The organism is Endozoicomonas euniceicola, from assembly GCF_025562755.1.
GTDB classification, from domain to species: Bacteria; Pseudomonadota; Gammaproteobacteria; order Pseudomonadales; family Endozoicomonadaceae; genus Endozoicomonas_A; species Endozoicomonas_A euniceicola.
The window spans coordinates 2,588,875-2,610,000 of sequence record NZ_CP103300.1; the positions used below are offsets into that span (position 1 = coordinate 2,588,875).

A 21,126-nucleotide genomic window follows, 5' to 3' on the forward strand; every position below is an offset into this window, starting at 1 on the left:
CCTTATTACGGTTCGCAGAATGACGGGATAAGTTATATCCTTGCCGACAATCTACCCCCTTTTATAAGTAGTAACTCTTTATGATCCCAACGGATTCACTTGAAATCGTCAGGGCTGTCGCCCATTTCAGAAACTTCACCGCTGCAGCGAAACACCTGCACAAGGTGCCGTCCGCTATCAGTTATACCGTGCGTAAGCTGGAAGAGCGCCTTGATGTACAACTGTTTCTGAGAGACAGCAAACGGGTAGAACTGACACCGGCCGGTGAACACTTTATCAAGCACACTGACCGCCTGTTGCTGGAGTTGGAAGAACTGGAACTGAGTACCCGACAAATGGCCACGGGCTGGGAGCAGGAACTGCGCATTGCCCTGGACAACGTGGTGAACCAGGGCATGGTCTACGACCTGGTAAGAGATTTTCAGGCAGTACGCCCGGAAACCAACCTGATCATCAACACCGAGGTTCATAACGGTTCCTGGGACGCCCTGTTTCATAACCGCTGCCAGCTGGTACTGGGAGCGCCTAAAATCATACCGGATAACATTCTTAACAATGACCGTTTTGAATGGAAAACAATGGGCAGTCTGAGCTGGGACTTTGTGGTGTCTCCCGATCACCCTCTGGCAAAAGTCAGCGAGCCTCTGACTCAGGATATTATCCGCGAGCATACATCGATCTGTATTCAGGATACCTCCAGGGTGTTCCAGCACGGTTATAACCTGTTGCTGGATGACCAGCAGGTATTGACGGTGCCCAGTTTCCGCATGGCCATTGAGTGTCTGGTGAAAGGGTTGGGCTCAACCATTCTTCCCTCGCATTTTGCCAAACCTTATATCGACGCCGGGCAACTGATACGCTGCGAAGTCGTGGATATCCCCATGAGCGATGGCTGCTTTCTGGCCTGGAACAGAGAGAATATGGGGAATGGTCTCAGGTGGGTGCTGGAATGGCTGGGCGAAGAAGACTGGCTGAATAAAATCTGGCTGCAACACGATAACAACAAACCAGTGGGTTATCACGTGCCCTGAGCTTTAATATTTTATCGGGAATTTCCACAATACACCCATCAAGCGGCGGGAGGAGGTTAGAGCTGCTGGTGTTCTTTCGATCCGGTTACTACACTTTGCCTGCCCGAGTCGTGAGCAATACCTATTTCAACCTCTTTTTGGCTGGAAAAGCTATGAGCAAAACAGTTAAATCCTGCCTTCTTCTGGTATGTTTACTTTTTAGCCTCAGACTCTATTCCAGTAATAATTTATATCCACAGCATCCGGATCTGTTTTCTTTCAGACTGGCTTCGGAAACCTGCATCTTTGATCTGGAAGGGCTGTCAACTGCGGTTCTGAACTCACTGGCCTATGCCGTAATGCCATTATTGCTGCTGATCCCCTATAAAATGGCCTATCCAGTATTTCGCCTCCCCAGGACAACAGCAGATACCATAATGTTTGGCTGGAAAATTTACTGGCCGGTATCCTGCCTGCTATACGCAGGCCGGACATTGTTTGATTACGCGCTCTATTACAGGCGTATCGCTGCCGGACAACGCTCCCTTCCCACCACCATGCCAGTTTATATTGATGATCCGGAGTTGTCCGGAAAGCTCTATCTCCGGGTAAAAAACGGCCATGGATCGAAGACACTGACCCTTAAGCTTCTTAAAAATGCCAACCCTTCTCTCATGGAAAGCAGCGACCTGCCACCTGTTAATGGCTGGCATGATCTGGCTGGCCTTATGTGGAGAGAGTCTGTCGACCGCGTGGATATTACTCTTGTAAATTCATCAGAATTTCCGGGGATGAAAGAGTTATTTGTTGTCATCAATAAAAATACCCCTTTCTCTTCAACCACTCGCATTCTATTGCCAGACACTCCCTTTGCCTGGGTGATGGATTGCTTTAGTGAATCATGCGACCACCTGGCAGAAAGTGATTCTGCCATTTACAGTCTTTTCTCATCCAGTCTGCTCATAGAGGTTATAGAGCATTCCCTGAAAAAACTGTCAGTCCCCATGGATAGCCCACCCCATTCTCTGGAACTCCAGCCCCAACACCGTGTAAGCTCCCTGAATTCCAGTACTTTTATAGTCTCCCCACTTCAGGAAGTTTCCAATGAAGTGGGAAACATCGTTTATTCATCAGCAGGAAGGCACCCGGGCTCAGGGTTTATTTTTCTGGCGACGCCATCAAGAACCCGGGAAACGCTGATAACCCTGAGTCAATCTGAAGATATGGCGGCCTCTATCAGTCACCAAAGTATTTTTGATACATCGTTTTTATACCGCCTGATCTCTTATACACAACTTATGCAAAACCTTTATAACGCCGACCGGGAAACTTTGGGAACTCAGGGGACAGAAGAGGCTGTTCAGGATGTATTCCGTCCAGTCAGAACCAGTGCCATTAAATCCGTTGTAAACAGACTACTGGCTCGCCGCCATAACAAACACTTTGATACCAATATAATTGACTTTTTAAAAAAGCTTCTGCCTCTTCATGGCCAGATCCTCTATATGAACCAGCCAACAACATCAGAGGCTGGTTTATATGAAGCCAGCCGTTGTGCAGAACAGCAGGTCGATCAACCAGAGGCTCAAAGCGCAAAGCCAAAAAAATGCACCAAATGCCGTAAAAAAAAGCCTTTTATTCCTCCTGAGCCATCTTCCACATCACTTAAATTTGTCTGTGCTGATTGCAGGCCAAAAACACGTCCGGCTCAACCTAAGCAGAGCCTGAAAGTAGCGATGTTTGGCGACAATTCACCGGTAGCTGTCACAAAAACAATAGACCCTATAGTAGGGCCGGATACACCAAAAGCATTGAGCAAAATTTTCAAGTTTCTGGTCGATAGTAATCCAAAAGAAATAGCCAGTAATTTTGATTTCCTTTCAAGAGAACTCTTTTACCTTCTTGAAACTTTATTGCCAAAAAAAAATAACAGGGAACGTATCAATTTAGCATCAGGAGCCAATCATTTTCCGAAGTTCAAACAAAAAATGAGTGATTTATATTTTCATAGAGAACTTGAAGATATCACTAAAATCCTTAACTGTACGATAATACTACTTCAAGCTTTCATGGAAATTGTTTATAAAGAAATACCCGTGTTTATTAAAACAACTCATGGTGATTATGAAAGCGCAGTACCATTAAAGTCCCCTGTTACCGTTATGGCTATAATTAATAGTCTGGCAAACCATAATAATTTATTAAAAGAAATAATAGACCTGCCAGATAATGACAAGTCAAAGATTGCAAAAAAAACGGTTCAGTCTTGTATTTCATTAATGCTAAGAACCATTATTAGTTTCAATGGAATTTATCCTTATATTTTAAGTAATCCATGGAAACCTGACACTGTTCGATCCCTAAAAAACAACAAAGTCAAAAGTGAAGAAATACTATTCACTGAATTAATCAAGCATTTCTTTGCCAAAAACAGAAAACCTATTGACGGGCTTACAACACAGGGGAAAAAGCTATTTATACTCTCTCATAGGCTGTTCTTCATGATTCATGAAAAATTGCTCAATATTATTCCACCCGAGAACACTTACAAAGAACTTGATTTAGAAACAAGCGGCGTTATTATCACATTGTTATTTCATGTAAAATCTCATGAAGAAGATTACAGTTATGCCAACAAATTATTTTTAACATTAGATAATCTATATAAAAGAACAAAGCAGAAAGAGGTGCGAAAAAAAATAATGAACGGCGTGGAAAAGTATATACAATTCCGCTTTGTTGCCTTAGCGGAATATAAAAATATATTAAATGAAAAACCCTATAAAAATATACAGGATCATATTGATCAACTTCATTCATTTATAGAGAAAAATGCACCTGAAGATGATTCAGTAAAAATTGTACAGCTCTTTATGATACTGGAAAAATTTAAAAAAGATTTGGATCTGTGGTCAAAACAAACAAGTGACAAAGAAAAAAAAATAGAAGGAATAATAGATACAGTTTGGCTAAATGAGGCAGAAATGCTATCTCTAAAACTCAAAAATATCGAACAATTAAAAAAAATACATCATCTGGAGAGAAGAATACTTCACGAACATAAACACCACAAGACCGCAGAAATAGAAAGTGATGAAGAGAGTGATGAAGAGAGTGATGGAGAGAGTGATGGAGAGAGTGATGGAGAGAGTGATGGAGAGAACGACAGAGAAAATATTCTTACTCCAGAACAAGCGGAAAAAATAGAGAAACAGAAATGGGAAGAATCTTATTACCGGGCAGGCATAGCACTTAAAAACAAAAATTATTCAGAAGCCGAAGAGTATGCCAAAACGACAGTGAGTTTAGCAGTTGGCTATGATCAACTCATTTATGCTCACCACCTTAATATCGATATAAAAACCGCTAAAATCAAGAAATTCACAGCCAAAATACTTAGTGAACAGAAAAAAATGCGTAACTATGAAAGTATGATTTCCAATATTAAATACTCAAAGCTAGAAGAAGCGATAAGGGAAGTTAAAGGCAGGTCAGATATTAAAGGGTTAAAAGATATTTTTAAATTACTCAGTGAAAAAAATATAAATCTTCCAAGTATTGATATGCGTTCAAGCTACCATAAATCTGCAAATAGAGTCATAGATTTATTTAAACAGATTACAAGCAGTGGCGAAGATGATAATAACTTGCAAAACCTTTTGGGCGAAATCATGACATTCAATCAATTACTATCAGAGCGTAATCAAACCACTTCAAAACAATTAAATTTAAATATAGCTTTTGCCCTTGATAATCTTGAGGAATTAACCCTCCTGATAAATAACATTTCAAATATGAAAGAAGTTTTTTTATCAGTAAAAACAAGGAGAAAAGAATATTTTAATTTAATTAATAAGGCTATTCCAGGCTACACACCAGCTACAGGTGCATCAAGCAAATCAAAAGATACTATCAGTGAAGATTTGGTTTTAGAACAGTTAAATAATATTCCCCTGGATGCCTCTCTGATCAACAAGATGGAGAGTATATCAGAGGAACTGAAAACTCATCATGCAAATACTTCGAATAAACAGGAGTAACCTGAATTTTACACACCGAACTTGTCGAGGCGTGATGTTTCTATCCTTCGATTGTCTTGCCCTATCCATTGCCCATGCAGGCAGGCATTCTCTTGTAACAAGGCTTGACTACAAAGCAAAGCAGTCAGGAAAGCATCAGGTGAATATAGACCAGTGGCTTACGTCTTCACTGGCACTCAACCCGGGCTGGGTTGTTTAAAAACGGTTTTTTAAGGCATTAAAATGACTTTGCCCTAATCGAATAACCTTCACCAACTCATCAACACTGTAAGCGTCAAATTTGTTCGCATTATTAATCAGAGAGGGTGACAGACCTTCTCTCATCAGTAGTCCGTTAACCAGAATGCACCCAATTGTTCTGGCATTACCATCTCTGAATGGGTGGGTAAACTGGATATTTCGGCAAACTTTGGCAATACAGGCAATCTTCTGTGATTCCTGTTCCACGCCCTGATTGGGTGACTCTTTTATTTGTTGCAGCTCTGCTTCAAAAGTCTGGCAAAACTCGTTCGATAATTGAAAGCCTCTGTTGTTCTTATGGTCATGCAGAACCCTCAACTGCTGACTTTCACGTAGTCCTATTTCAGGGTATTTGTTCTGACTGGCTACTTCCCGAACCTCACCAAGCCCCTTTTCGGTAAAATTCTCAGCCCTGTCGTAGTTGTTGTTGTTTACTAAATCGCAACTAGTTTCTTCTTCCTTAAGCTCGTCACTAATAATGTTGCCGCTTTTGCTGGAAAGCACGTCAGATGTTGCCAACCGGTAAATCTGTTTAATTTTATCGATGTCGAGTTTGCCGCTGCCGAGTATATCACCGACGCTTCTGAATGCCTTTAACATAGCAGCTGCGTACCCTGGCTCATCTTCATAGCAAAACATTTTTAAACCGTACTTTTTCCAATCTCCTTCATCGATAAAAAGTCTGTATAGCTGCTCTACCCGGAAACCCTTGCACAGCTCCGAACTGTCAAGCATGTCCTGAACTTTGAATGACTCCTGTTGGGCGTTGTAAATGCCTTTTAGAAGCGATAGCAATCGGCTGGAAACAGAGTGTTTGCCACTTTCTATATCACCAATAGCCTTTTTTATTTCCTTCAGGTTCATCTCCGAAAGAAGAATGCTGCAAGCTTTAAGCATGAATAACTTTGTCCCACCTGTATGCTGATGGTATTCAGGCGGATGCTCGACAAAGTAAATCAGCTCATCACACCTCTCAAGGATATTCTCGTGGCTGGCCTGATGCATCGGCTCTGAATCATAAGGTAACAGATATTGATCCAGTCGTTTTACAAAAACACTTAACCATTGACCCCACCTCTTCTGGATATCTGTACGTCTAACTAACTCACAATAAGTCCGACTTCTATTTACATACTCCTTAAAAGAATGATCAAAATGCTTGAAATCTTCAAAAGATAAATTGGCTATCTTCCTTTCGTTCAACTTTTTACTCAACATTTGGAGTTGATCCGATGGCTCCCTGTCAATTGCGCTGGGCTGACAATAACCAAAGACGAACCTCCGTTGATCCGGTGCGTGACAAAATCTGGCCTGCTCACCGTTTATTGGAGCTATCAAGTTGCGAATTGAACTAATCATTTGTCCCTTCCTGACTCATTAAGGGTTTCAGGGGGTTAACCCGAAAGCAACCCCAGAAATCCGGACAGAGAGGCTTTTCCTCTATGTCCTGTTACAATATGTACTTCGTCACACCCTGCCTGATCCTTAAGGCCGATACCCATTTTTTCACAGACAGACTCTCTCAGCTGTTGAGTCATTTTCTGTACGTCATCCTTGTTCAGGTCGAGGTCTGTCTGCCTGCTCGCTCCAGTGGCCTGTAGAGCCCATGCTTCAGCAGCTCAAACATTGCCCACCGGAGAGGATATCAAGAGGGGTGTGGCCAATGACGCAGAAGTGCTTCGTTAGACAGCTCATCTGCCACTGGCCCGATGAGTTCAACGGGTTGATGACAGGCTGAAAAAACATCCTGCCCGGAGAGGCCAATGCCCGGTCCGGCGATCTGTCGCAATACTTCTGCACTGCCACCATAAACCACCCTGCGAATACCTGCCCAGTAAATGGCTCCGGCACACATGGCACAGGGTTCGGTACTGGTATACAAGGTACACTCCTGCAAAACATCAGAGGCTAACTGATGGCTGGCATGACTGACCAGATTCAGTTCAGCGTGTCGGGTCGCGTCATTTTCAGATATGACGGTATTTTCCGCTTCTAACAGAACCTTATCGTCGTGTACCAGAAGGGCACCAAAGGGATGATTCCCTTTATCCATTGCATGGTTTGCCAATTCGATAGTCCGGGAAATATAGCGGCTATGCTCACTCATAAGGCTCAACTCAGTCTGTTGCAAAAGATGAATATACGCAGACTGAGTTTAGTTCTGATTTTCTGACAGTCGCCCCTCTGAATCAGTTTTCGACGACTTTAATGCAACAAGATTACCTGCACCAATAAAGGTGACACCCAGCAGCGCAATAAGACTCCACTGATAGCTTTCCATCAGCGAAGACAGGCAAAGGGCAATGACCGGGTAAACGACATCAATAAAGGCAGCCCGGTGCGCCCCGATTCTGCGAATCAGTAGAACATACGATGACAAAGCACCTACCGACCCAAAGACGGCCAGATAGACGAGAGAACCTATGTACGCTGAAGATAAACTGAATTCCGGCATAATACCCTGTACTAAAGCTATGAAGGCCACCGTTGCAGAACCATAAAACATATTCAGCGTGACCGTTGGCAGCATGGGCAAATTATCTTCTTCGTTCCGTTCACAGGCGACGCAACCAAAGGAAAGCAACAGTGAAGCCAGAATAGCTTCCAGCACCCCCCTGCCAGCGGAGCCGATCAACGTTTGAGCATCCAACTTCGGTAGCATCAGCAGTAAAACACCAGCGCTCGCCAGAATTCCACCTGCCACGATCTTTGCCTCAACGGGCTTTGCCAGCCATAGACGCCTGATTATCACGTTAAAGTACAAGACACTGGTGCTTAATACGGCGACCAGCCCGCTGGTAATATACCGTTCACTTTCATAGACCAGCCAATAAGAAATGCCACACAGGCAGGCACCCTGTACAAACAGCCGAAAATGCTGGGAAACGGTTAAACGCGGAAATCCGGTTCGCAGGCAACAGTAAACCGCCAGCATAACGGCAGCCAGAAGAAAGCGGTAAAACACCGACCATAGACTGTTAACACCTAACTGGAAGGTAATGGCGAACCAGGTTGACCCCCAGATCAGGGAACAAAGCAAAAACAGCAAAACTGTGTTCATGATCTGACCTCAAAAAAAGCTCCTCAAGGAAGAGAAAATAATACTGTACGACCTCCCCCCCGGTTACAGAATCTTAAGGTGCCTTCGGCAGGGGCATCGCTGGCCAGCTCGTTAGGGTTAAGGTCAGCACGGAGCCGTGCCAGCTCTCCCTTCATAAGCTCTGTGTTGACTTTATCTCCTGAAGGGTCAATGACACGGTCGAGGTCGATGACAAAATCAAGGCCGATCAAAGAGCTGCCAGAAAAGTAAACTTTATTTTCGTAAAGGCTCCAGCCCTTTATAAACAGCTTTGTATCCTGAAGAAAATACGCTGGCCGAGATTTTTTCAAGTCCAGAAACAGTTTATCGGTCAAGGCGTCTTTCATAAGGATATCGAAACACTCCTCAACTGACTGTCCGCTATTTATCTCGGCGCAATGGTAATAGAGAAGCTGAGGCTGCCTGTTCGGACTGGTCGTCACAGAAAGCGCGATATGGTTTTGTTTATCCGGCTGATTCTCTATATAGCCTGCTCTACAATCAGGATAACCTTGTGACGCAAAGAAATTTTTCAGCCATTGAATGAGATGCCCGCTATTTTCCTGCACAAACTGCCCGGGCTGACCTAGAGAAAACGTGCTGGCAGGGTAAGGGCATTTGAAATTTTCCACCTGTTGCGCGTCGTTTACTAAACAGCCATTTCCGGAACACTCCAGCGGCAAATTATCAGCCAGCTTGATTTTATCGGTAAACGTGTTTCCCCCGAGTACTGAAGGGCTGACGGGAGTCTGGCAGATTGAGCATTTCTGGCGACGCTCCAGGGCGGACCTGATGCAATGCTCATGATAGAGGTGATAACAGGGTAGAACTGTCAAGGGAAGAGAAAAGTTTGAGCCGCTGGCAACCATGGGCTCAATGCAAATGGGACAGTTATCACCAATACTCTCCATAACCTTCATCGCATACCTGGCCACAGAAACCCTATGACCATTGAATTTAACATTACGAAAAGCACCCGTAGCATTCGCACTTTCATTGGTTCTGGTTCCGACGCCGCCTGCATCGACAGATTCTCCCATTCCAGAAGAGCATTGCGACTGTGTAGGCCTTGTTGCTTCCATTGCATCCTTCCTTTTCCATGAGATGGATCATTCAAAAGCCTTGGACGGTCAGGCGGCATAAAAGTTCACCGGCTTTTGAATATCAGTGCAAGGAAGGCGTCACCTCTGGCTGATGCGCCGCTGGTTCGGTTTCACCCTGAAAAATAACCTGCAACTCATGACACTCATTCAGCAACCACTTTTTCGCTTCAGTGGTCATATCCAGAAAATCGTAAAACTGGTCGTAAGTCACGCCTTTGGTGGTAATCAGGGCATCGCTGGACACCAGCAGCGCTCCGCCATTGTCCATGATTTCCATAAACAGCTTCATGGTGGGCAGAGAAGCGTTAAACCGCCCCAGTTCAGCATTCAGTTTCATAACAGTGGACAGTTTTAAATCTATTTCGGTACTGAACAGAATGCCATAAGGCTCGATAAACAAGCGGCTGTCGAGCACACCGTCCAACTGTTGTAGAGCCGAAATATGCAGGCCATCACAGCGGTCGCACATCCAGAACTCGTAACCGGCCTGTCTCAGCCAGGCTTCAATCTGTGCGACGTCCGGTATTAAAAGTTCATGCATGCAACAGAGTCCTGTAAAAGGGTGTTATTGGGAAGGCGCAGACCATACCTGATTTTCTCAGCAGAGGCGATAGCAAATAATTTCTGTTACACTGCGCGCCCAGATTATGTAATAAGGCTTTGCTATGCGTTTTCTGGATCAAGTCCGTGCTGCTATGCGCAAAAATAACTCTCTCATTTGCGTTGGCCTCGACCCTCTGCCTGAAAAATTCCCGGCTCATCTTCAAGAGCTGGATCAATCTGTTTTTGAGTTCAACAAGTACATCATTGATGCCACTCATGACCTGGTCTGTGCCTATAAGCCCCAGGCTGCTCATTACCACGCTCTTGGTGCAGAAGACCAGCTACTGATGACCATTGAGTACATCAAAGACAACTATCCGGACATTCCGGTTATTCTTGACTCCAAACGGGGTGATATTGGCAGCACCGCTGACCAGTATGCCAGGGAAGCCTTTGAGCGCTATGGTGCTGATGCCGTTACCATTAACCCTTATATGGGCATTGATACGGTAGAACCCTTCACCCGTTATGAAGATAAAGGCACCATTGTGCTGTGCCGTACATCCAATCCGGGCGCAGGTGCTATCCAGAACCTGAAGGTCGGTAACCAGTTCCTGTATGAGGTCATTGCTGAAACCGCCATGAAAGACTGGAACAGCAATAACAACATCATGCTGGTTGTTGGAGCCACCAACCCGGACGAGCTGAAGCGTATTCGTGCAATTACTGGCGACATGACTTTCCTGGTTCCGGGGCTGGGTGCTCAGGGTGGTGATGTTCAAGCGACGGTTAAAAGCGGTCTGAACCGTGAAGGTGAAGGCATTATCGTTAACTCATCCCGTGGCATTATCTACGCGGGTAACGATGAGAATTTCGCCGAAGCTGCCCGTACAGCAACTATCGAGCTGCGCGATCAAGTGAACCAGCACCGATAACAAATTGCTACACTCCGGAACTCCGCCAGTTCCGGAGTGTCTGCTAGGATGTAAATCAATTTGGTAACAGATACGGAATTCGGATCATGCGTCGACTACAAAAGCTATTCGATAACAACAGACAATGGTCAGCCTCTGTCCGCCAGAAAGATCCGGACTTCTTTGAAAAACTGTCACAACAGCAAGCGCCGGAATACCTGTGGATCGGTTGTTCCGATAGCCGTGTACCCGCTAACCAGATTACTGACCTGCTTCCCGGCGAGCTGTTTGTTCACCGTAATGTTGCCAACCAGGTTATTCACGCCGACCTGAACTGCCTGTCCGTTATTCAGTTCGCCGTGGACTACCTGAAGGTCAAGCACATTATTGTCTGCGGTCATTACGGCTGTGGCGGCGTGGCTGAAGCCACCAGAAACAGCAAGCTGGGTATGATTGATAACTGGCTGCGCCATGTTCAGGATGTCAAACACAAACATAAGGAAGCTCTGGAGCTTATTAGCAACGACCAGGCTCTGGTCAACAGAATGTGCGAGCTGAATGTTCTGGAGCAGGTGGTTAACGTCTGCCAGACAACCGTTGTTCAGGATGCCTGGGACCGGGGGCAGGAGCTGGCCGTACACAGCTGGATTTATGGCCTTAAAGATGGCTTACTCAGAGATCTGGGGATGTGCGTCACAGCATCTGAGGAGCTGGAGCCTCTTTACAGTGAATCGGTTACAGCCATTGTTGATAAAATTCCGGGAGCTGTTGCAAGGTAGCCTTATACCTTCTTTCCCAACACTCAAGAGCTGCGTCATCAACTGGTACACGGTTCTACACCGCACCCGCATTCGCTGGCCAGTTCAGATCGCTTGAAGTGTTTGGTTAAATGAGCGTCCTTGTTCATCTATTGCTCCTTGATTACTCCTTGCTCGCAAGCACCAGTTCTTTTACCAGATTAGTCAGGTAATCCATTTTGTTATCCATTACGTCGAATCGCATATCCAGTGATTTGACATCGTTTTTCAGGATTGAAATATCAGACTCGACCACGATCAACCGAGTATTCATTTCGGCTGACTGGCGGGTCAGCTCGAAGATCAGTCCCCTTATCTCTGACAGTTAAATAAAAATGCAACAATCGCAACATAACTTGTTATACTGACAACAACATAGATAGCCAGAGGCGTTTATTTTGTGGGTATCCACAACCAAACTTGCCAAGATTGAGGGCGTAACAACCCAGACAATAAGGCGAAAGATCGAAAGCGGTCATTACGAGAAAATAATGCAAACGAGCGGGGGTCACTACCGCATATTCATCAACCAGCAGAGGAAGATATGCTATGCAAGGGTTAGCTCAGGGAAGCAAAAATCTTCCATTGCTACGCAAAGGCGACGCTTGCTCGAAAGGCATCCTGACGCAGAATTTATCAGTGACATTGCCAGTGCTTTCAACTTTAAACGAAAAGGACTGCAAACCATTCTGGAATCAGCGATGTGCGACCATCCAACCCACATTGTGGTTACCACAAAAGACAGGCTCGCACGATCAGGATTCGAACTTATCAAGTGGCTCGTTGAATTATCAGGAGGACAAATCGAAGTTTTGGATGACTCGAATGGTTCCGGTGAAGCCTTTGATACCCATGAGCTTATCGGTTTCATTACCTCGTTCTGCAACAGCCACTACGGACAGCGTTCCGCTAAAAGGCGCAAAGATCGTAGCATCAAAAAGGATCAGAATTTACCCGGAGAATGAACCGGCCTACAGGGATGCACTTGCTCTTTACAGGCGTTCTTACAACCTGGCTGTGGAGCGGTTCCGCAATGACAAATACAAGGACGAAAATGGTAAATTTATTAATATGCGCCCGTCGATAAAGGCTCAGGTGGAGAAGGAGCAAAAAGACAATGGACGGGCTTATAACTCTATTATTTCAGATAATGGAACACTAGCGGCAGCGACAACATTCAAGTCTGTTTGCAGTAAAAACAAAAAACTCAAAGGGGCAAGTGGAGGTTTCTCAGAAATAAGTTTTAAGAGCCGTAAAGGAAGCAGGCACTCATTCTCTATTGATAGACTGCCAAAGGGGTTGAACCCTTGCGTTAATGCGTTGGGCAGAATCCATCTAACGGAAGAAGTGCCTGCCGAAGCCATTGGTAAATCATGCGTTATTACCTGTGACAAAGGGCGCTGGTTCATTCAGGTTCAACAACACATAGAACTCAATGCCGATATCCAAGGCGCAGTGAAGTGTGTTGGGATCGACCCCGGAGTGCGAACTTTTGCTACCTGTTTCAGCGATAAAGAGGCTTTAATTGCAGGAAATGACTTTGCCAAAGAAAAGTTGTTCCCGCTTATGAAACGAGTTGACAATTTCATTGGGCAAAAACAAAAGATTCTAAACACCCAAAAAGGCATAAAGTTTCCTGACATGCCTCAGTGGGCGCAGGATCGTATTGTCAACTTTGACAAAGAGATTAACCGCCTCAAGTGCAAGAAAGATGACATTATTCTGGACTTGCATAACCGACTGGCGTTCGAGCTTGTATCCAATTATGACGTTATCTTTCTGCCGTCTTTCGAGACGAGGGGTATGGTCACACGAAAAGACAAAAAGGTGCGTACCATACGCCGGAATACCTGCCGCCAGATGCTAGATCTCAATCATTACGGGTTTAAGGTGCGTTTGAAGTGGTACGCCAGAAAGTACGGAAAGCACGTTGTGGATTGCAATGAAGCGTACACGTCAAAGACCCGCTCATGGGATGGCAGTATTGATGATCGGCTTGGTTCATCAAAAGTTATAAAAGGCAATGGTTTCACCGTTGACAGAGACATCAACGGTGCGAGAAACGTCCTTCTTAAAAATCTAACAAGGCAGCTTGAGCCTTAATCATAACAACGAATGTTGCGTTCGTTGCGGTTTTAATCAAGAGCTCTTTGTCTTCCTTTGCAGCCTCTTTCGCCTTGTCCTTGTCCGCCCCAAGATCAACAAGAATTTCATACAAATGTTCATTCAGCATGCTGCGTACCTCTTTTTAGGAGTGCAGAGTATAGGCCTGTTACTTCAAAGGGCTACTCATCGGATCATTCCGGGGAGATCGCCGGGGGTTCACGCCTTTTGTTTTTTACCCTGCACTTCACCTGCCATTTCATCGACGATTTTTTCTCTGAGGTACAGATACTTGCCTATCTGTCCGCCTGAGCCATTCTGGTTTCTCTTACATACACTTGCTACTCTACTTTCTTACTTATCAATTTACAGATTGGTAACAGCGTTGCTGATTTGTGAAGAAGCCAACAACAAGAGGAACAAGCCTGATGGAAACTGAAAAATACCCTGTCTTAATGCGCCTCATGCACTGGCTGATGGCTATCACCATTCTGGGAATGATCGGCAGTGGCTGGTTTATGGCAGGTTTAGACCCGGACACAGCCCCCTATAAATACGACATCTACTTCTGGCACAAATCCTTTGGCGTACTGGCTATGCTGCTGATTGTTGCGCGGATCATCATTCGCCTTTCAATCAAGCACCCCAAACTGTCTGAAACATTGCCTTCGTTCGAAAAAGCACTGGCAAAACTCGCCCACTTTTCGATGTATCTGCTGATGATAGCGGTGCCTGTCAGTGGTCTGCTTATGTCTGAATTTAGCGGCAAACCCATTCCCTTCTTTGGGCTGACACTGCCCGAGGTCATCGAAAACAATAAAGAACTGGCCGGGCAGCTGCACAGTATTCACACCTCTATTCCCTTCGTCCTTCTTGGCATCATTGCCCTACATATCCTGGGTGCTTTGAAGCATCGTTTTATGGATTCTCCGGAAAACGATGTCTTGAAAAAAATGCTCTAAAAGAATGGAGCCGGAACAAAACCGGCTCATCACTGGAGCACAAAGCAAGTTGTTACTAACTCACTTTCTGCCATTGCGAACCCCGCCCCTTGCCAATGGGTTTCAGACGCCCCTGTTCCCGAAGGCCCTGAATCACTTTCTTCACCAGCTCACGACTGACAGTGGGAATCTGCAAACAGATATCCGCCACAGAAAATGGGTCTTCCCGTTCTTCAATCGCTACCGTTATCAACTGTGATTTGGGTGCCCGGCTACTTTGCCCCTGCAAGGCTTCCACACGGACTTCCAGTTCCTCATAAGCCTGAATCAAAGCGTCAAGGAAGAAGTTAATCCACGGCATTGGGTTGTGCGTGCCTTCATGCCACCCCTTTACACTACGTTGCAGCGCATCTAAGTAGGCTGCCTGATTCTGGGCGAATATTCGTTCCAGGCTGATAAAACGCCCGGCATGGTAGCCATTCAGAGACAACATGATTAAAGCTAACAAGCGGGCAATACGGCCATTGCCATCGCTGAATGGGTGAATACAGAGAAAATCCAGCACCGCGCAGCTGATCACCAACAACGGCTCAACCTTACGGTCCAGGGCTCCGTGATACAGCTCAACCGTTTTTTCCACGGCGGCAGCTGTTTCAGCCGCTGGCACTGTACGATAAAGCACTCCCTTGATGGTGCCGTCAGTATCACGTTCGACAATATCCTTGTTTGTCGCTTTCCAGCGTCCCCCCTCGTGGGACAGATGGCTATAGAGCAGGGCATGCAGCTGGCTGATCAAACTAACCGATAGATTGGTGTGCTCTGCCGGATCAACCACCATTTCCAGCACATCATGATAACCGGCTATCTGACGCTCAACCGGCGTTCTTGGACGTATTTCCTGTAACACCAATTTGCGGATGATTTCTCTCGGCGCAAGTATATTTTCCAAACTGTTGCCATATTCCACCGACTCAAGCGTTGCCACCTGCCGCAGAGTATCCAGCACTTCAGGCTGCTGCCGAGTAACCAGTGGCTGCCGCCCCAGAAACTCACCAAGCTGACGAAAGCGAGCGAGCTGGGAAGCCGTAAAGCGGTATTGGGATAAACGTTCCAGAGTATTCATACATCGAGCTCAGTAGCAATCACGAGAATTAAATGGATAATTATCGTTTATAGACCTTGGCAGAAATAGTAGAAATAAAAGAATAACCAATAAATTCAATAAGCTCTAGTATCAGAACTAAAACCAGCAAAATCGTGTATTTAAAGGATAAAAACTATTCTATTGCTTTTCTTTGCGCAAACATTCACTCACTCTATCAGCCCAGCCAAATCGGTTGATAAGGTCTGTAAAACGCTTGTCCAGCGATGCCCTTAAAGACAGAGGCTTACCAGTGACCGGATGTATGACTTCCATTTCAATACAGGCCAGCAACAGACGGTCAGCTGCAAAGTGTGTGGCAAAATAACGGTTGTGGTTTCCCTTGCCATGTTTTGCGTCCCCTATAATCGGGTGCGCAATATGCTTCATGTGACGACGAATCTGATGCTTGCGTCCTGTTTTCGGCCGGGCTTCAACCAGTGAATAGCGGCTCTGTGGATAACGGTCTATCGCAACAGGAATCTCAATGGTCGCCAGTCTTGTGAATTCTGTTACAGCGTCCTGGGCAGGTTTGTTCTGGCGTGCTTTGCGGTCTGCCATTTTATCCATTTCTTCCTTGAGAGCATGATCTATAACACCAGATTCCGGAGCATAGCCGCGCACAATCGCGAGATAGTTTTTTTTCACACGGTTTGATTCAAACTGCTGCCCCATTTGCCTCGCTATTTCCGGAGACAACGCAAACAGCAGAATACCGGATGTAGGCTTATCCAGCCTGTGCAATGGATAAACCCGCTGGCCAATCTGATTCCTGACTTCCTGCAAGGCAAAACGGGTTTCGTACCGATCAATCATGGAGCGGTGAACCAGCAACCCCGAAGGCTTATTCACAGCAACCAGACAGCTGTCCTTATAAAGGATTTCCAATGGCTCATCGTGCTTTTCTAAATTGTGCTTTTTGGAAAGGGGTTGTGGTATGTCTTCACTCATTTTCTGTTTTCGTAGTCCGTAGCCCGTTGCATTATTCGGCGGTTACATAACCTCAAGGTCAGCCAGGTCGGCACGCATCAGATCATCCTTGCCCAAATCAAAGCCCGCCACAGCAACATGCAGCTGAAACCAGCTGCGCAGTTGTGTAGCATTTCGCTCCCTGGGCCAGCGAGCAGGATCTTCTTCCCAGGCGGACAGTTCGTTTTCCATCATATCGCAAGCGTTCTGGTCAATGATGATATTCAGTGCTTCTTCAGTATCCTGTTCATCGAGCAGATAAGCGCCGCCTTCCAGTGACCAGTCTTCAGGCAGATCGGCACCAAGGGATTTAACCCAGTCGATAAATGGCTGTGCAGGTTTCAGGCTGACAACGCAGCGGTTTATGAATTTCATTACAATATTCCTTGAAACACATCATGGGATGCAGCAAGGGTAACGCTGAATCAAATATCAAGCCAACCGGATTTGTTTCATTCAGACAAACTGCCCGGCGCAATGCCCGGATGCCCACGCCCATTGGAAATTGAATCCACCCAGGTGACCGGTGACATCCAGCACTTCACCGATAAAAAACAGCCCTGGCTGCAATCGACTTTCAAATGTTTTAGACGACACTTTACTGGTGCAGATTCCACCCAGAGTCACTTCTGCTTTTTTATATCCTTCGGTGCCAGTTGGTTGCATTTCCCAGTTTTCAAACTCATTTGCTAACTGCTCCAACTCTGAGTGACTGTAATGACTGATGGCTTTACGACCACTCTCCGTTAAAAGTCTTAGCTTACCGTGCTCACACAGAGCATTGGCCAGGCGTTTTGTCAGATGTTCTGCCAGAATTGTCTGGGTTTCAGCTTTTGCCCGACGTTGTTGTGCTTCCTTTAAAAAATCGTAAGCTGAAACAGCAGGCAGCCAGTTTACAAAAATACTGTCGTTTACTTTCCAGTAAGAAGATACCTGCAAAATAGCAGGACCGCTTATCCCTCTGTGGGTAAACAATAGGTTCTCTTTAAAAGACTGACCATTGCAGCTCACAATCACTTCAGCACTTACTCCTGACAATTCGGCAAACTGCTCCAGCCATTTTTTAGACATGGTCAAAGGCACAAGGGCAGGGCAGGTCGGGATAATGTTATGTCCATATTGTTCAGCCACTTGATAGCCAAAGCCCGTAGCTCCCATAGTTGGGAATGACAGCCCACCTGTTGCTACAACAAGAGACTGGGTAGAAAACTTACCGGAAGATGTCTCCAGATGATAAACCGGCGTTCTATCATTATTCTGGTGTTCAATACCTTCTATCTTTGTTTTGGTTCGAATAGTGACACCAACATCCCTGCATTCGCTCACCAATAAATCGACTATTTGCTGTGAGCGGTCATCGCAAAAAAGCTGCCCTAAAGTTTTTTCATGCCAGGCTACCTGATATTTATCCACAAGCGCCTGAAAGTCCCATTGCGTATAGCGGGAAAGGGCTGATTTGCAGAAGTGACCGTTGTCGGAGAGATAATTTCCCGGCTCTGTACAGAGATTGGTAAAGTTGCAGCGGCCACCGCCAGAAATGATAATCTTCTTGCCGATCTTGTTGGAATGATCGAGCACCAGAACCCGTCTGCCTCTTTCACCTGCCGTCAGGGCGCACATCAAACCGGATGCGCCAGCGCCAATAACGATGACATCGTATTCAGACAGCAGAGGTTTTGATTGAGGCATATCGTTTTACACTCCGGAAACAACAAAGGCTGGGGACTATATACAACCCGCTTTTATAAGCCAAGGAGCATAAACCGATGTGTCGTTTGTTTTTTTAGCACATAGCAAAAAACCAACCGATTTCTCGACTGGGGTTTTCACAGCCTTGAGCGAACTCAAGGTAAATTGGGTGCCTGGCGATGACCTACTCTCACATGGGGAATCCCCACACTACCATCGGCGATGCGTCGTTTCACTTCCGAGTTCGGGATGGGAAATGAGACGGAGATGATCTGCGAAAGCTATTTCGATCAGGGTTGATGAGCGATCAGAAATGCCCTGGGATCAAACCCAAAGCAAACGACTGCTGAATGAAGGAGTTGTTAAATTGATCTGAAATTAAATTCAGAACGTTTATTTTCGCACGTAGAAAAAGCCCGACGGATTGCTCTATCGGGCTTTTCTAATCAAGTGCCTGAGGATGAACTATTCTTCCAATGGCGGCTTCCGACCCTCATACAGATTGTTGGCAGATTTCCTGTTGTTGCTTCTCTTGAGTTGTTGTAGCTATTCCAGTTACATCCTTACGAGGTTTTTTTTATGATTAATAGGAATGATTTTACAGAGCTTTCTGCTATTTTTGAAAGACGTTTGCAGGTAAAAGAGCTTCCTAATCACTATCCGCATGCGTTTCTTTGTGCTAAACCTGCAGAGAGCTGCTATATATTTGAATTGTTAAAAACTGAAAATTTCTATTTTTTACAAAGACAAAGCCCTGACCCTAAAACCGGGAATATAATAATAAATTCACCTACTGCTAATTTTGATTTTGTAATTCTCATAGAGCGGCCTTTACAGGTATTTTGTGTCCCGTTACCAATCCATGATGATAGGGATGATCCAAGACGTCCCAAGCCAAGCCCGGAGATTTTAGAAGTACCAAGGACTGGGGGGCATACCTCAATAAGCGGCCTTAGCTCTGTTTTATACGCTGGTGGACTTCGTCTTGAAAATGGAAGACTAATATATTGGACTAATCACAGTGGTCATTACAGACCGTCGTATCAGATTCATAAGACCAATATTTCACCTGTCGTCAACCTGCTACTGCCCAAGAAGAAGTTTTTTCCAATAACCCGAGGATAGGTATATTGTCGAGTCAGCGGTAGGAACCTCCCCTTCCGCTGCTCACAGAACCGGACTTGAAGGTCTCCCCTCATCCGGTTCTTCTTAGATGTCGCGTTTGTTTTTTCAGCACATAGAAAAAACCCCAATCGATTTCTCGACTGGGGTTTTCTAAATAAGTGCCTGGCGATGACCTACTCTCACATGGGGAAGCCCCACACTACCATCGGCGATGCGTCGTTTCACTTCCGAGTTCGGGATGGGATCGGGTGGTTCCAACGCTCTATGGTCACCAGGCAAAACTGGTCGAGCCTTCGGCTCTCAAGCTGGAAGCTATAAGCTTAAAGCTCGAAGCTGAACGCTCCTGGAATCCAAAATATACTTAAACAGCTTTGTTTATTCTTGCTCTACACTCTCTCACTATTGCGTACAGCTTCCGGCTTCAAGCTTATAGCTTCAAGCTCTTCAAATCGCTTTGGCGTTATATGGTCAAGCCTCTCGAGTCATTAGTACGGGTTAGCTCAACGCCTCACAACGCTTACACACCCCGCCTATCAACGTCGTAGTCTTCAACGTCTCTTATGTGACCTCTAGGGTCAAGGGAAGTCTCATCTTGAAGGGGGCTTCCCGCTTAGATGCTTTCAGCGGTTATCCCGTCCGAACTTAGCTACCGGGCAATGCGTCTGGCGACACAACCCGAACACCAGTGGTTCGTCCACTCCGGTCCTCTCGTACTAGGAGCAGCTCTCCTCAAACTTCCAACGTCCACGGCAGATAGGGACCGAACTGTCTCACGACGTTCTAAACCCAGCTCGCGTACCACTTTAAATGGCGAACAGCCATACCCTTGGGACCGGCTTCAGCCCCAGGATGTGATGAGCCGACATCGAGGTGCCAAACACCGCCGTCGATGTGAACTCTTGGGCGGTATCAGCCTGTTATCCCCGGAGTACCTTTTATCCGTTGAGCGATGGCCCTTCCATGCAGAACCACCGGATCACTAAGACCTACTTTCGTACCTGCTCGACATGTACGTCTCGCAGTCAAGCTGGCTTGTGCCTTTACACTAACCGCACGATGTCCGACCGTGCTTAGCCAACCTTCGTGCTCCTCCGTTACTCTTTGGGAGGAGACCGCCCCAGTCAAACTACCCACCACACAATGTCCCCGATCCCGGTTAGGGACCTGGGTTAGAACCTCAATATTGCCAGGGTGGTATTTCAAGGTCGGCTCCACGCAGACTGGCGTCCACGTTTCAAAGCCTCCCACCTATCCTACACAAGCAACATCAAGATCCACTGTGAAGCTGTAGTAAAGGTTCACGGGGTCTTTCCGTCTAGCCGCGGATACACTGCATCTTAACAGCGATTTCAATTTCACTGAGTCTTGGGTGGAGACAGCGTGGCCATCGTTACGCCATTCGTGCAGGTCGGAACTTACCCGACAAGGAATT

General features: G+C 45.9%; 21 protein-coding genes and 3 rRNA genes (1 of these 24 only partly in view). 9 read left to right on the top strand and 15 right to left on the bottom strand.

The window, feature by feature from the left end:
* Nucleotides 1–80 precede the first annotated feature (80 nt).
* From NX720_RS09915 to NX720_RS09925, 3 genes are all read left to right on the top strand, one after another.
* Nucleotides 81–1,031: a LysR substrate-binding domain-containing protein gene (locus NX720_RS09915; RefSeq protein ID WP_262600952.1), complete on the top strand. Its 951-nt coding sequence runs from the start codon at nucleotides 81–83 to the stop codon at nucleotides 1,029–1,031.
* 152 nt (nucleotides 1,032–1,183) lie between these two features.
* Nucleotides 1,184–5,050, top strand: coding sequence for a hypothetical protein (locus tag NX720_RS09920; RefSeq protein WP_262600953.1), 3,867 nt, complete (start codon nucleotides 1,184–1,186; stop codon nucleotides 5,048–5,050).
* Nucleotides 5,022–5,249, top strand: a complete 228-nt coding sequence (locus NX720_RS09925; protein ID WP_262600954.1) for a hypothetical protein — start codon at nucleotides 5,022–5,024, stop codon at nucleotides 5,247–5,249. Before NX720_RS09920 ends, NX720_RS09925 begins: the two co-directional genes overlap by 29 nt.
* Here NX720_RS09925 and NX720_RS09930 read toward each other — a convergent pair.
* From NX720_RS09930 to NX720_RS09955, 6 genes are all read right to left on the bottom strand, one after another.
* On the bottom strand, nucleotides 5,246–6,295 hold the full coding sequence (locus NX720_RS09930; protein ID WP_262600955.1) for a hypothetical protein: 1,050 nt from the start codon (nucleotides 6,293–6,295) through the stop codon (nucleotides 5,246–5,248). The genes NX720_RS09925 and NX720_RS09930 overlap by 4 nt on opposite strands.
* Before the next feature lie 389 nt (nucleotides 6,296–6,684).
* The gene (locus tag NX720_RS09935; RefSeq protein WP_262600956.1) at nucleotides 6,685–6,828 is read right to left on the bottom strand and encodes a hypothetical protein; all 144 of its coding nucleotides are present in this window, start codon (nucleotides 6,826–6,828) and stop codon (nucleotides 6,685–6,687) included.
* A gap of 107 nt (nucleotides 6,829–6,935) precedes the next feature.
* Nucleotides 6,936–7,397 carry a nucleoside deaminase gene (locus NX720_RS09940; protein WP_262600957.1) on the bottom strand — a complete coding sequence of 154 codons (462 nt, stop codon included), beginning with the start codon at nucleotides 7,395–7,397 and terminating at the stop codon, nucleotides 6,936–6,938.
* 48 nt (nucleotides 7,398–7,445) lie between these two features.
* A complete protein-coding gene (locus NX720_RS09945; RefSeq protein WP_262600958.1) occupies nucleotides 7,446–8,351 on the bottom strand; it encodes a DMT family transporter in 906 nt (301 codons plus the stop codon).
* Nucleotides 8,352–8,374: 23 nt separating this feature from the next.
* Nucleotides 8,375–9,451 carry an RING finger domain-containing protein gene (locus NX720_RS09950; protein WP_262600959.1) on the bottom strand — a complete coding sequence of 359 codons (1,077 nt, stop codon included), beginning with the start codon at nucleotides 9,449–9,451 and terminating at the stop codon, nucleotides 8,375–8,377.
* A gap of 82 nt (nucleotides 9,452–9,533) precedes the next feature.
* Nucleotides 9,534–10,013 (bottom strand): YbjN domain-containing protein, encoded by a 480-nt coding sequence (locus NX720_RS09955; RefSeq protein WP_262600960.1) that lies wholly within the window; start codon nucleotides 10,011–10,013, stop codon nucleotides 9,534–9,536.
* Between the two features lie 124 nt (nucleotides 10,014–10,137).
* Between NX720_RS09955 and pyrF the strand changes: the two genes are divergently transcribed.
* Both pyrF and can read left to right on the top strand, forming a co-directional pair.
* Nucleotides 10,138–10,950, top strand: a complete 813-nt coding sequence (pyrF, locus tag NX720_RS09960) for an orotidine-5'-phosphate decarboxylase (RefSeq protein WP_262600961.1) — start codon at nucleotides 10,138–10,140, stop codon at nucleotides 10,948–10,950.
* Nucleotides 10,951–11,036: 86 nt separating this feature from the next.
* The gene (can, locus tag NX720_RS09965) at nucleotides 11,037–11,708 is read left to right on the top strand and encodes a carbonate dehydratase (protein WP_262600962.1); all 672 of its coding nucleotides are present in this window, start codon (nucleotides 11,037–11,039) and stop codon (nucleotides 11,706–11,708) included.
* A gap of 142 nt (nucleotides 11,709–11,850) precedes the next feature.
* On the opposite strand, the gene NX720_RS09970 is transcribed toward can, so the two are convergent.
* The gene (locus tag NX720_RS09970; RefSeq protein ID WP_262600963.1) at nucleotides 11,851–12,000 is read right to left on the bottom strand and encodes a hypothetical protein; all 150 of its coding nucleotides are present in this window, start codon (nucleotides 11,998–12,000) and stop codon (nucleotides 11,851–11,853) included.
* 217 nt (nucleotides 12,001–12,217) lie between these two features.
* On the opposite strand from NX720_RS09970, the gene NX720_RS27065 reads away from it, so the two are divergent.
* The gene (locus NX720_RS27065) at nucleotides 12,218–12,691 is read left to right on the top strand and encodes a recombinase family protein (protein ID WP_404831075.1); all 474 of its coding nucleotides are present in this window, start codon (nucleotides 12,218–12,220) and stop codon (nucleotides 12,689–12,691) included.
* Nucleotides 12,579–13,829, top strand: coding sequence for an RNA-guided endonuclease InsQ/TnpB family protein (locus NX720_RS09975; RefSeq protein WP_404831050.1), 1,251 nt, complete (start codon nucleotides 12,579–12,581; stop codon nucleotides 13,827–13,829). The genes NX720_RS27065 and NX720_RS09975 overlap by 113 nt, the downstream gene beginning before the upstream one ends.
* On the opposite strand, the gene NX720_RS09980 is transcribed toward NX720_RS09975, so the two are convergent.
* Complete coding sequence (locus tag NX720_RS09980; RefSeq protein ID WP_262600964.1) at nucleotides 13,798–13,959, bottom strand: hypothetical protein; 162 nt, start codon at nucleotides 13,957–13,959, stop codon at nucleotides 13,798–13,800. The two genes, NX720_RS09975 and NX720_RS09980, sit on opposite strands and share 32 nt — an antisense overlap.
* Nucleotides 13,960–14,257: 298 nt before the next feature.
* On the opposite strand from NX720_RS09980, the gene NX720_RS09985 reads away from it, so the two are divergent.
* The gene (locus NX720_RS09985; protein WP_262600965.1) at nucleotides 14,258–14,791 is read left to right on the top strand and encodes a cytochrome b; all 534 of its coding nucleotides are present in this window, start codon (nucleotides 14,258–14,260) and stop codon (nucleotides 14,789–14,791) included.
* A gap of 55 nt (nucleotides 14,792–14,846) precedes the next feature.
* Here the strand turns inward: NX720_RS09985 and NX720_RS09990 are convergent, their stop codons facing one another.
* The 5 genes from NX720_RS09990 to rrf (NX720_RS27490) all read right to left on the bottom strand — a co-directional run bounded on the left by NX720_RS09990 (nucleotide 14,847) and on the right by rrf (NX720_RS27490) (nucleotide 18,855).
* Nucleotides 14,847–15,893, bottom strand: coding sequence for a Fic family protein (locus NX720_RS09990; RefSeq protein ID WP_262600966.1), 1,047 nt, complete (start codon nucleotides 15,891–15,893; stop codon nucleotides 14,847–14,849).
* A gap of 159 nt (nucleotides 15,894–16,052) precedes the next feature.
* Nucleotides 16,053–16,862 carry a tRNA pseudouridine(65) synthase TruC gene (gene truC, locus NX720_RS09995; protein WP_262600967.1) on the bottom strand — a complete coding sequence of 270 codons (810 nt, stop codon included), beginning with the start codon at nucleotides 16,860–16,862 and terminating at the stop codon, nucleotides 16,053–16,055.
* Nucleotides 16,863–16,904: 42 nt separating this feature from the next.
* On the bottom strand, nucleotides 16,905–17,255 hold the full coding sequence (locus NX720_RS10000; protein WP_262600968.1) for a hypothetical protein: 351 nt from the start codon (nucleotides 17,253–17,255) through the stop codon (nucleotides 16,905–16,907).
* An 81-nt stretch (nucleotides 17,256–17,336) separates the two neighbouring features.
* Nucleotides 17,337–18,569: a BaiN/RdsA family NAD(P)/FAD-dependent oxidoreductase gene (locus NX720_RS10005; RefSeq protein ID WP_262600969.1), complete on the bottom strand. Its 1,233-nt coding sequence runs from the start codon at nucleotides 18,567–18,569 to the stop codon at nucleotides 17,337–17,339.
* Nucleotides 18,570–18,740: 171 nt separating this feature from the next.
* A 5S ribosomal RNA gene (rrf, locus tag NX720_RS27490) occupies nucleotides 18,741–18,855 on the bottom strand.
* A 293-nt stretch (nucleotides 18,856–19,148) separates the two neighbouring features.
* On the opposite strand from rrf (NX720_RS27490), the gene NX720_RS10010 reads away from it, so the two are divergent.
* The gene (locus NX720_RS10010) at nucleotides 19,149–19,694 is read left to right on the top strand and encodes a hypothetical protein (protein WP_262600970.1); all 546 of its coding nucleotides are present in this window, start codon (nucleotides 19,149–19,151) and stop codon (nucleotides 19,692–19,694) included.
* A 160-nt stretch (nucleotides 19,695–19,854) separates the two neighbouring features.
* On the opposite strand, the gene rrf (NX720_RS10015) is transcribed toward NX720_RS10010, so the two are convergent.
* A 5S ribosomal RNA gene (gene rrf, locus NX720_RS10015) occupies nucleotides 19,855–19,970 on the bottom strand.
* Between the two features lie 188 nt (nucleotides 19,971–20,158).
* Nucleotides 20,159–21,126 (bottom strand): 23S ribosomal RNA (locus NX720_RS10020) (it continues 2,438 nt past the right edge of the window).

Excerpts from the sequence above, each read along its gene's own strand:
- NX720_RS09990 (WP_262600966.1), bottom strand. The coding sequence starts at position 15,893 with ATGAATACTCTGGAACGTTTATCCCAATACCGCTTTACGGCTTCCCAG.
- NX720_RS09985 (WP_262600965.1), top strand. The coding sequence starts at position 14,258 with ATGGAAACTGAAAAATACCCTGTCTTAATGCGCCTCATGCACTGGCTG.
- NX720_RS09920 (WP_262600953.1), top strand. The coding sequence starts at position 1,184 with ATGAGCAAAACAGTTAAATCCTGCCTTCTTCTGGTATGTTTACTTTTT.
- NX720_RS09925 (WP_262600954.1), top strand. The coding sequence starts at position 5,022 with ATGCAAATACTTCGAATAAACAGGAGTAACCTGAATTTTACACACCGA.
- NX720_RS09945 (WP_262600958.1), bottom strand. The coding sequence starts at position 8,351 with ATGAACACAGTTTTGCTGTTTTTGCTTTGTTCCCTGATCTGGGGGTCA.
- can (WP_262600962.1), top strand. The coding sequence starts at position 11,037 with ATGCGTCGACTACAAAAGCTATTCGATAACAACAGACAATGGTCAGCC.
- NX720_RS10010 (WP_262600970.1), top strand. The coding sequence starts at position 19,149 with ATGATTAATAGGAATGATTTTACAGAGCTTTCTGCTATTTTTGAAAGA.
- NX720_RS27065 (WP_404831075.1), top strand. The coding sequence starts at position 12,218 with ATGCAAACGAGCGGGGGTCACTACCGCATATTCATCAACCAGCAGAGG.
- NX720_RS09915 (WP_262600952.1), top strand. The coding sequence starts at position 81 with ATGATCCCAACGGATTCACTTGAAATCGTCAGGGCTGTCGCCCATTTC.
- NX720_RS10000 (WP_262600968.1), bottom strand. The coding sequence starts at position 17,255 with ATGAAATTCATAAACCGCTGCGTTGTCAGCCTGAAACCTGCACAGCCA.
- truC (WP_262600967.1), bottom strand. The coding sequence starts at position 16,862 with ATGAGTGAAGACATACCACAACCCCTTTCCAAAAAGCACAATTTAGAA.
- NX720_RS09935 (WP_262600956.1), bottom strand. The coding sequence starts at position 6,828 with ATGACTCAACAGCTGAGAGAGTCTGTCTGTGAAAAAATGGGTATCGGC.
- NX720_RS09970 (WP_262600963.1), bottom strand. The coding sequence starts at position 12,000 with ATGAATACTCGGTTGATCGTGGTCGAGTCTGATATTTCAATCCTGAAA.
- NX720_RS09975 (WP_404831050.1), top strand. The coding sequence starts at position 12,579 with ATGAGCTTATCGGTTTCATTACCTCGTTCTGCAACAGCCACTACGGAC.
- NX720_RS10005 (WP_262600969.1), bottom strand. The coding sequence starts at position 18,569 with ATGCCTCAATCAAAACCTCTGCTGTCTGAATACGATGTCATCGTTATT.
- NX720_RS09950 (WP_262600959.1), bottom strand. The coding sequence starts at position 9,451 with ATGGAAGCAACAAGGCCTACACAGTCGCAATGCTCTTCTGGAATGGGA.
- pyrF (WP_262600961.1), top strand. The coding sequence starts at position 10,138 with ATGCGTTTTCTGGATCAAGTCCGTGCTGCTATGCGCAAAAATAACTCT.
- NX720_RS09955 (WP_262600960.1), bottom strand. The coding sequence starts at position 10,013 with ATGCATGAACTTTTAATACCGGACGTCGCACAGATTGAAGCCTGGCTG.
- NX720_RS09980 (WP_262600964.1), bottom strand. The coding sequence starts at position 13,959 with ATGCTGAATGAACATTTGTATGAAATTCTTGTTGATCTTGGGGCGGAC.
- NX720_RS09930 (WP_262600955.1), bottom strand. The coding sequence starts at position 6,295 with ATGCATCAGGCCAGCCACGAGAATATCCTTGAGAGGTGTGATGAGCTG.
- NX720_RS09940 (WP_262600957.1), bottom strand. The coding sequence starts at position 7,397 with ATGAGTGAGCATAGCCGCTATATTTCCCGGACTATCGAATTGGCAAAC.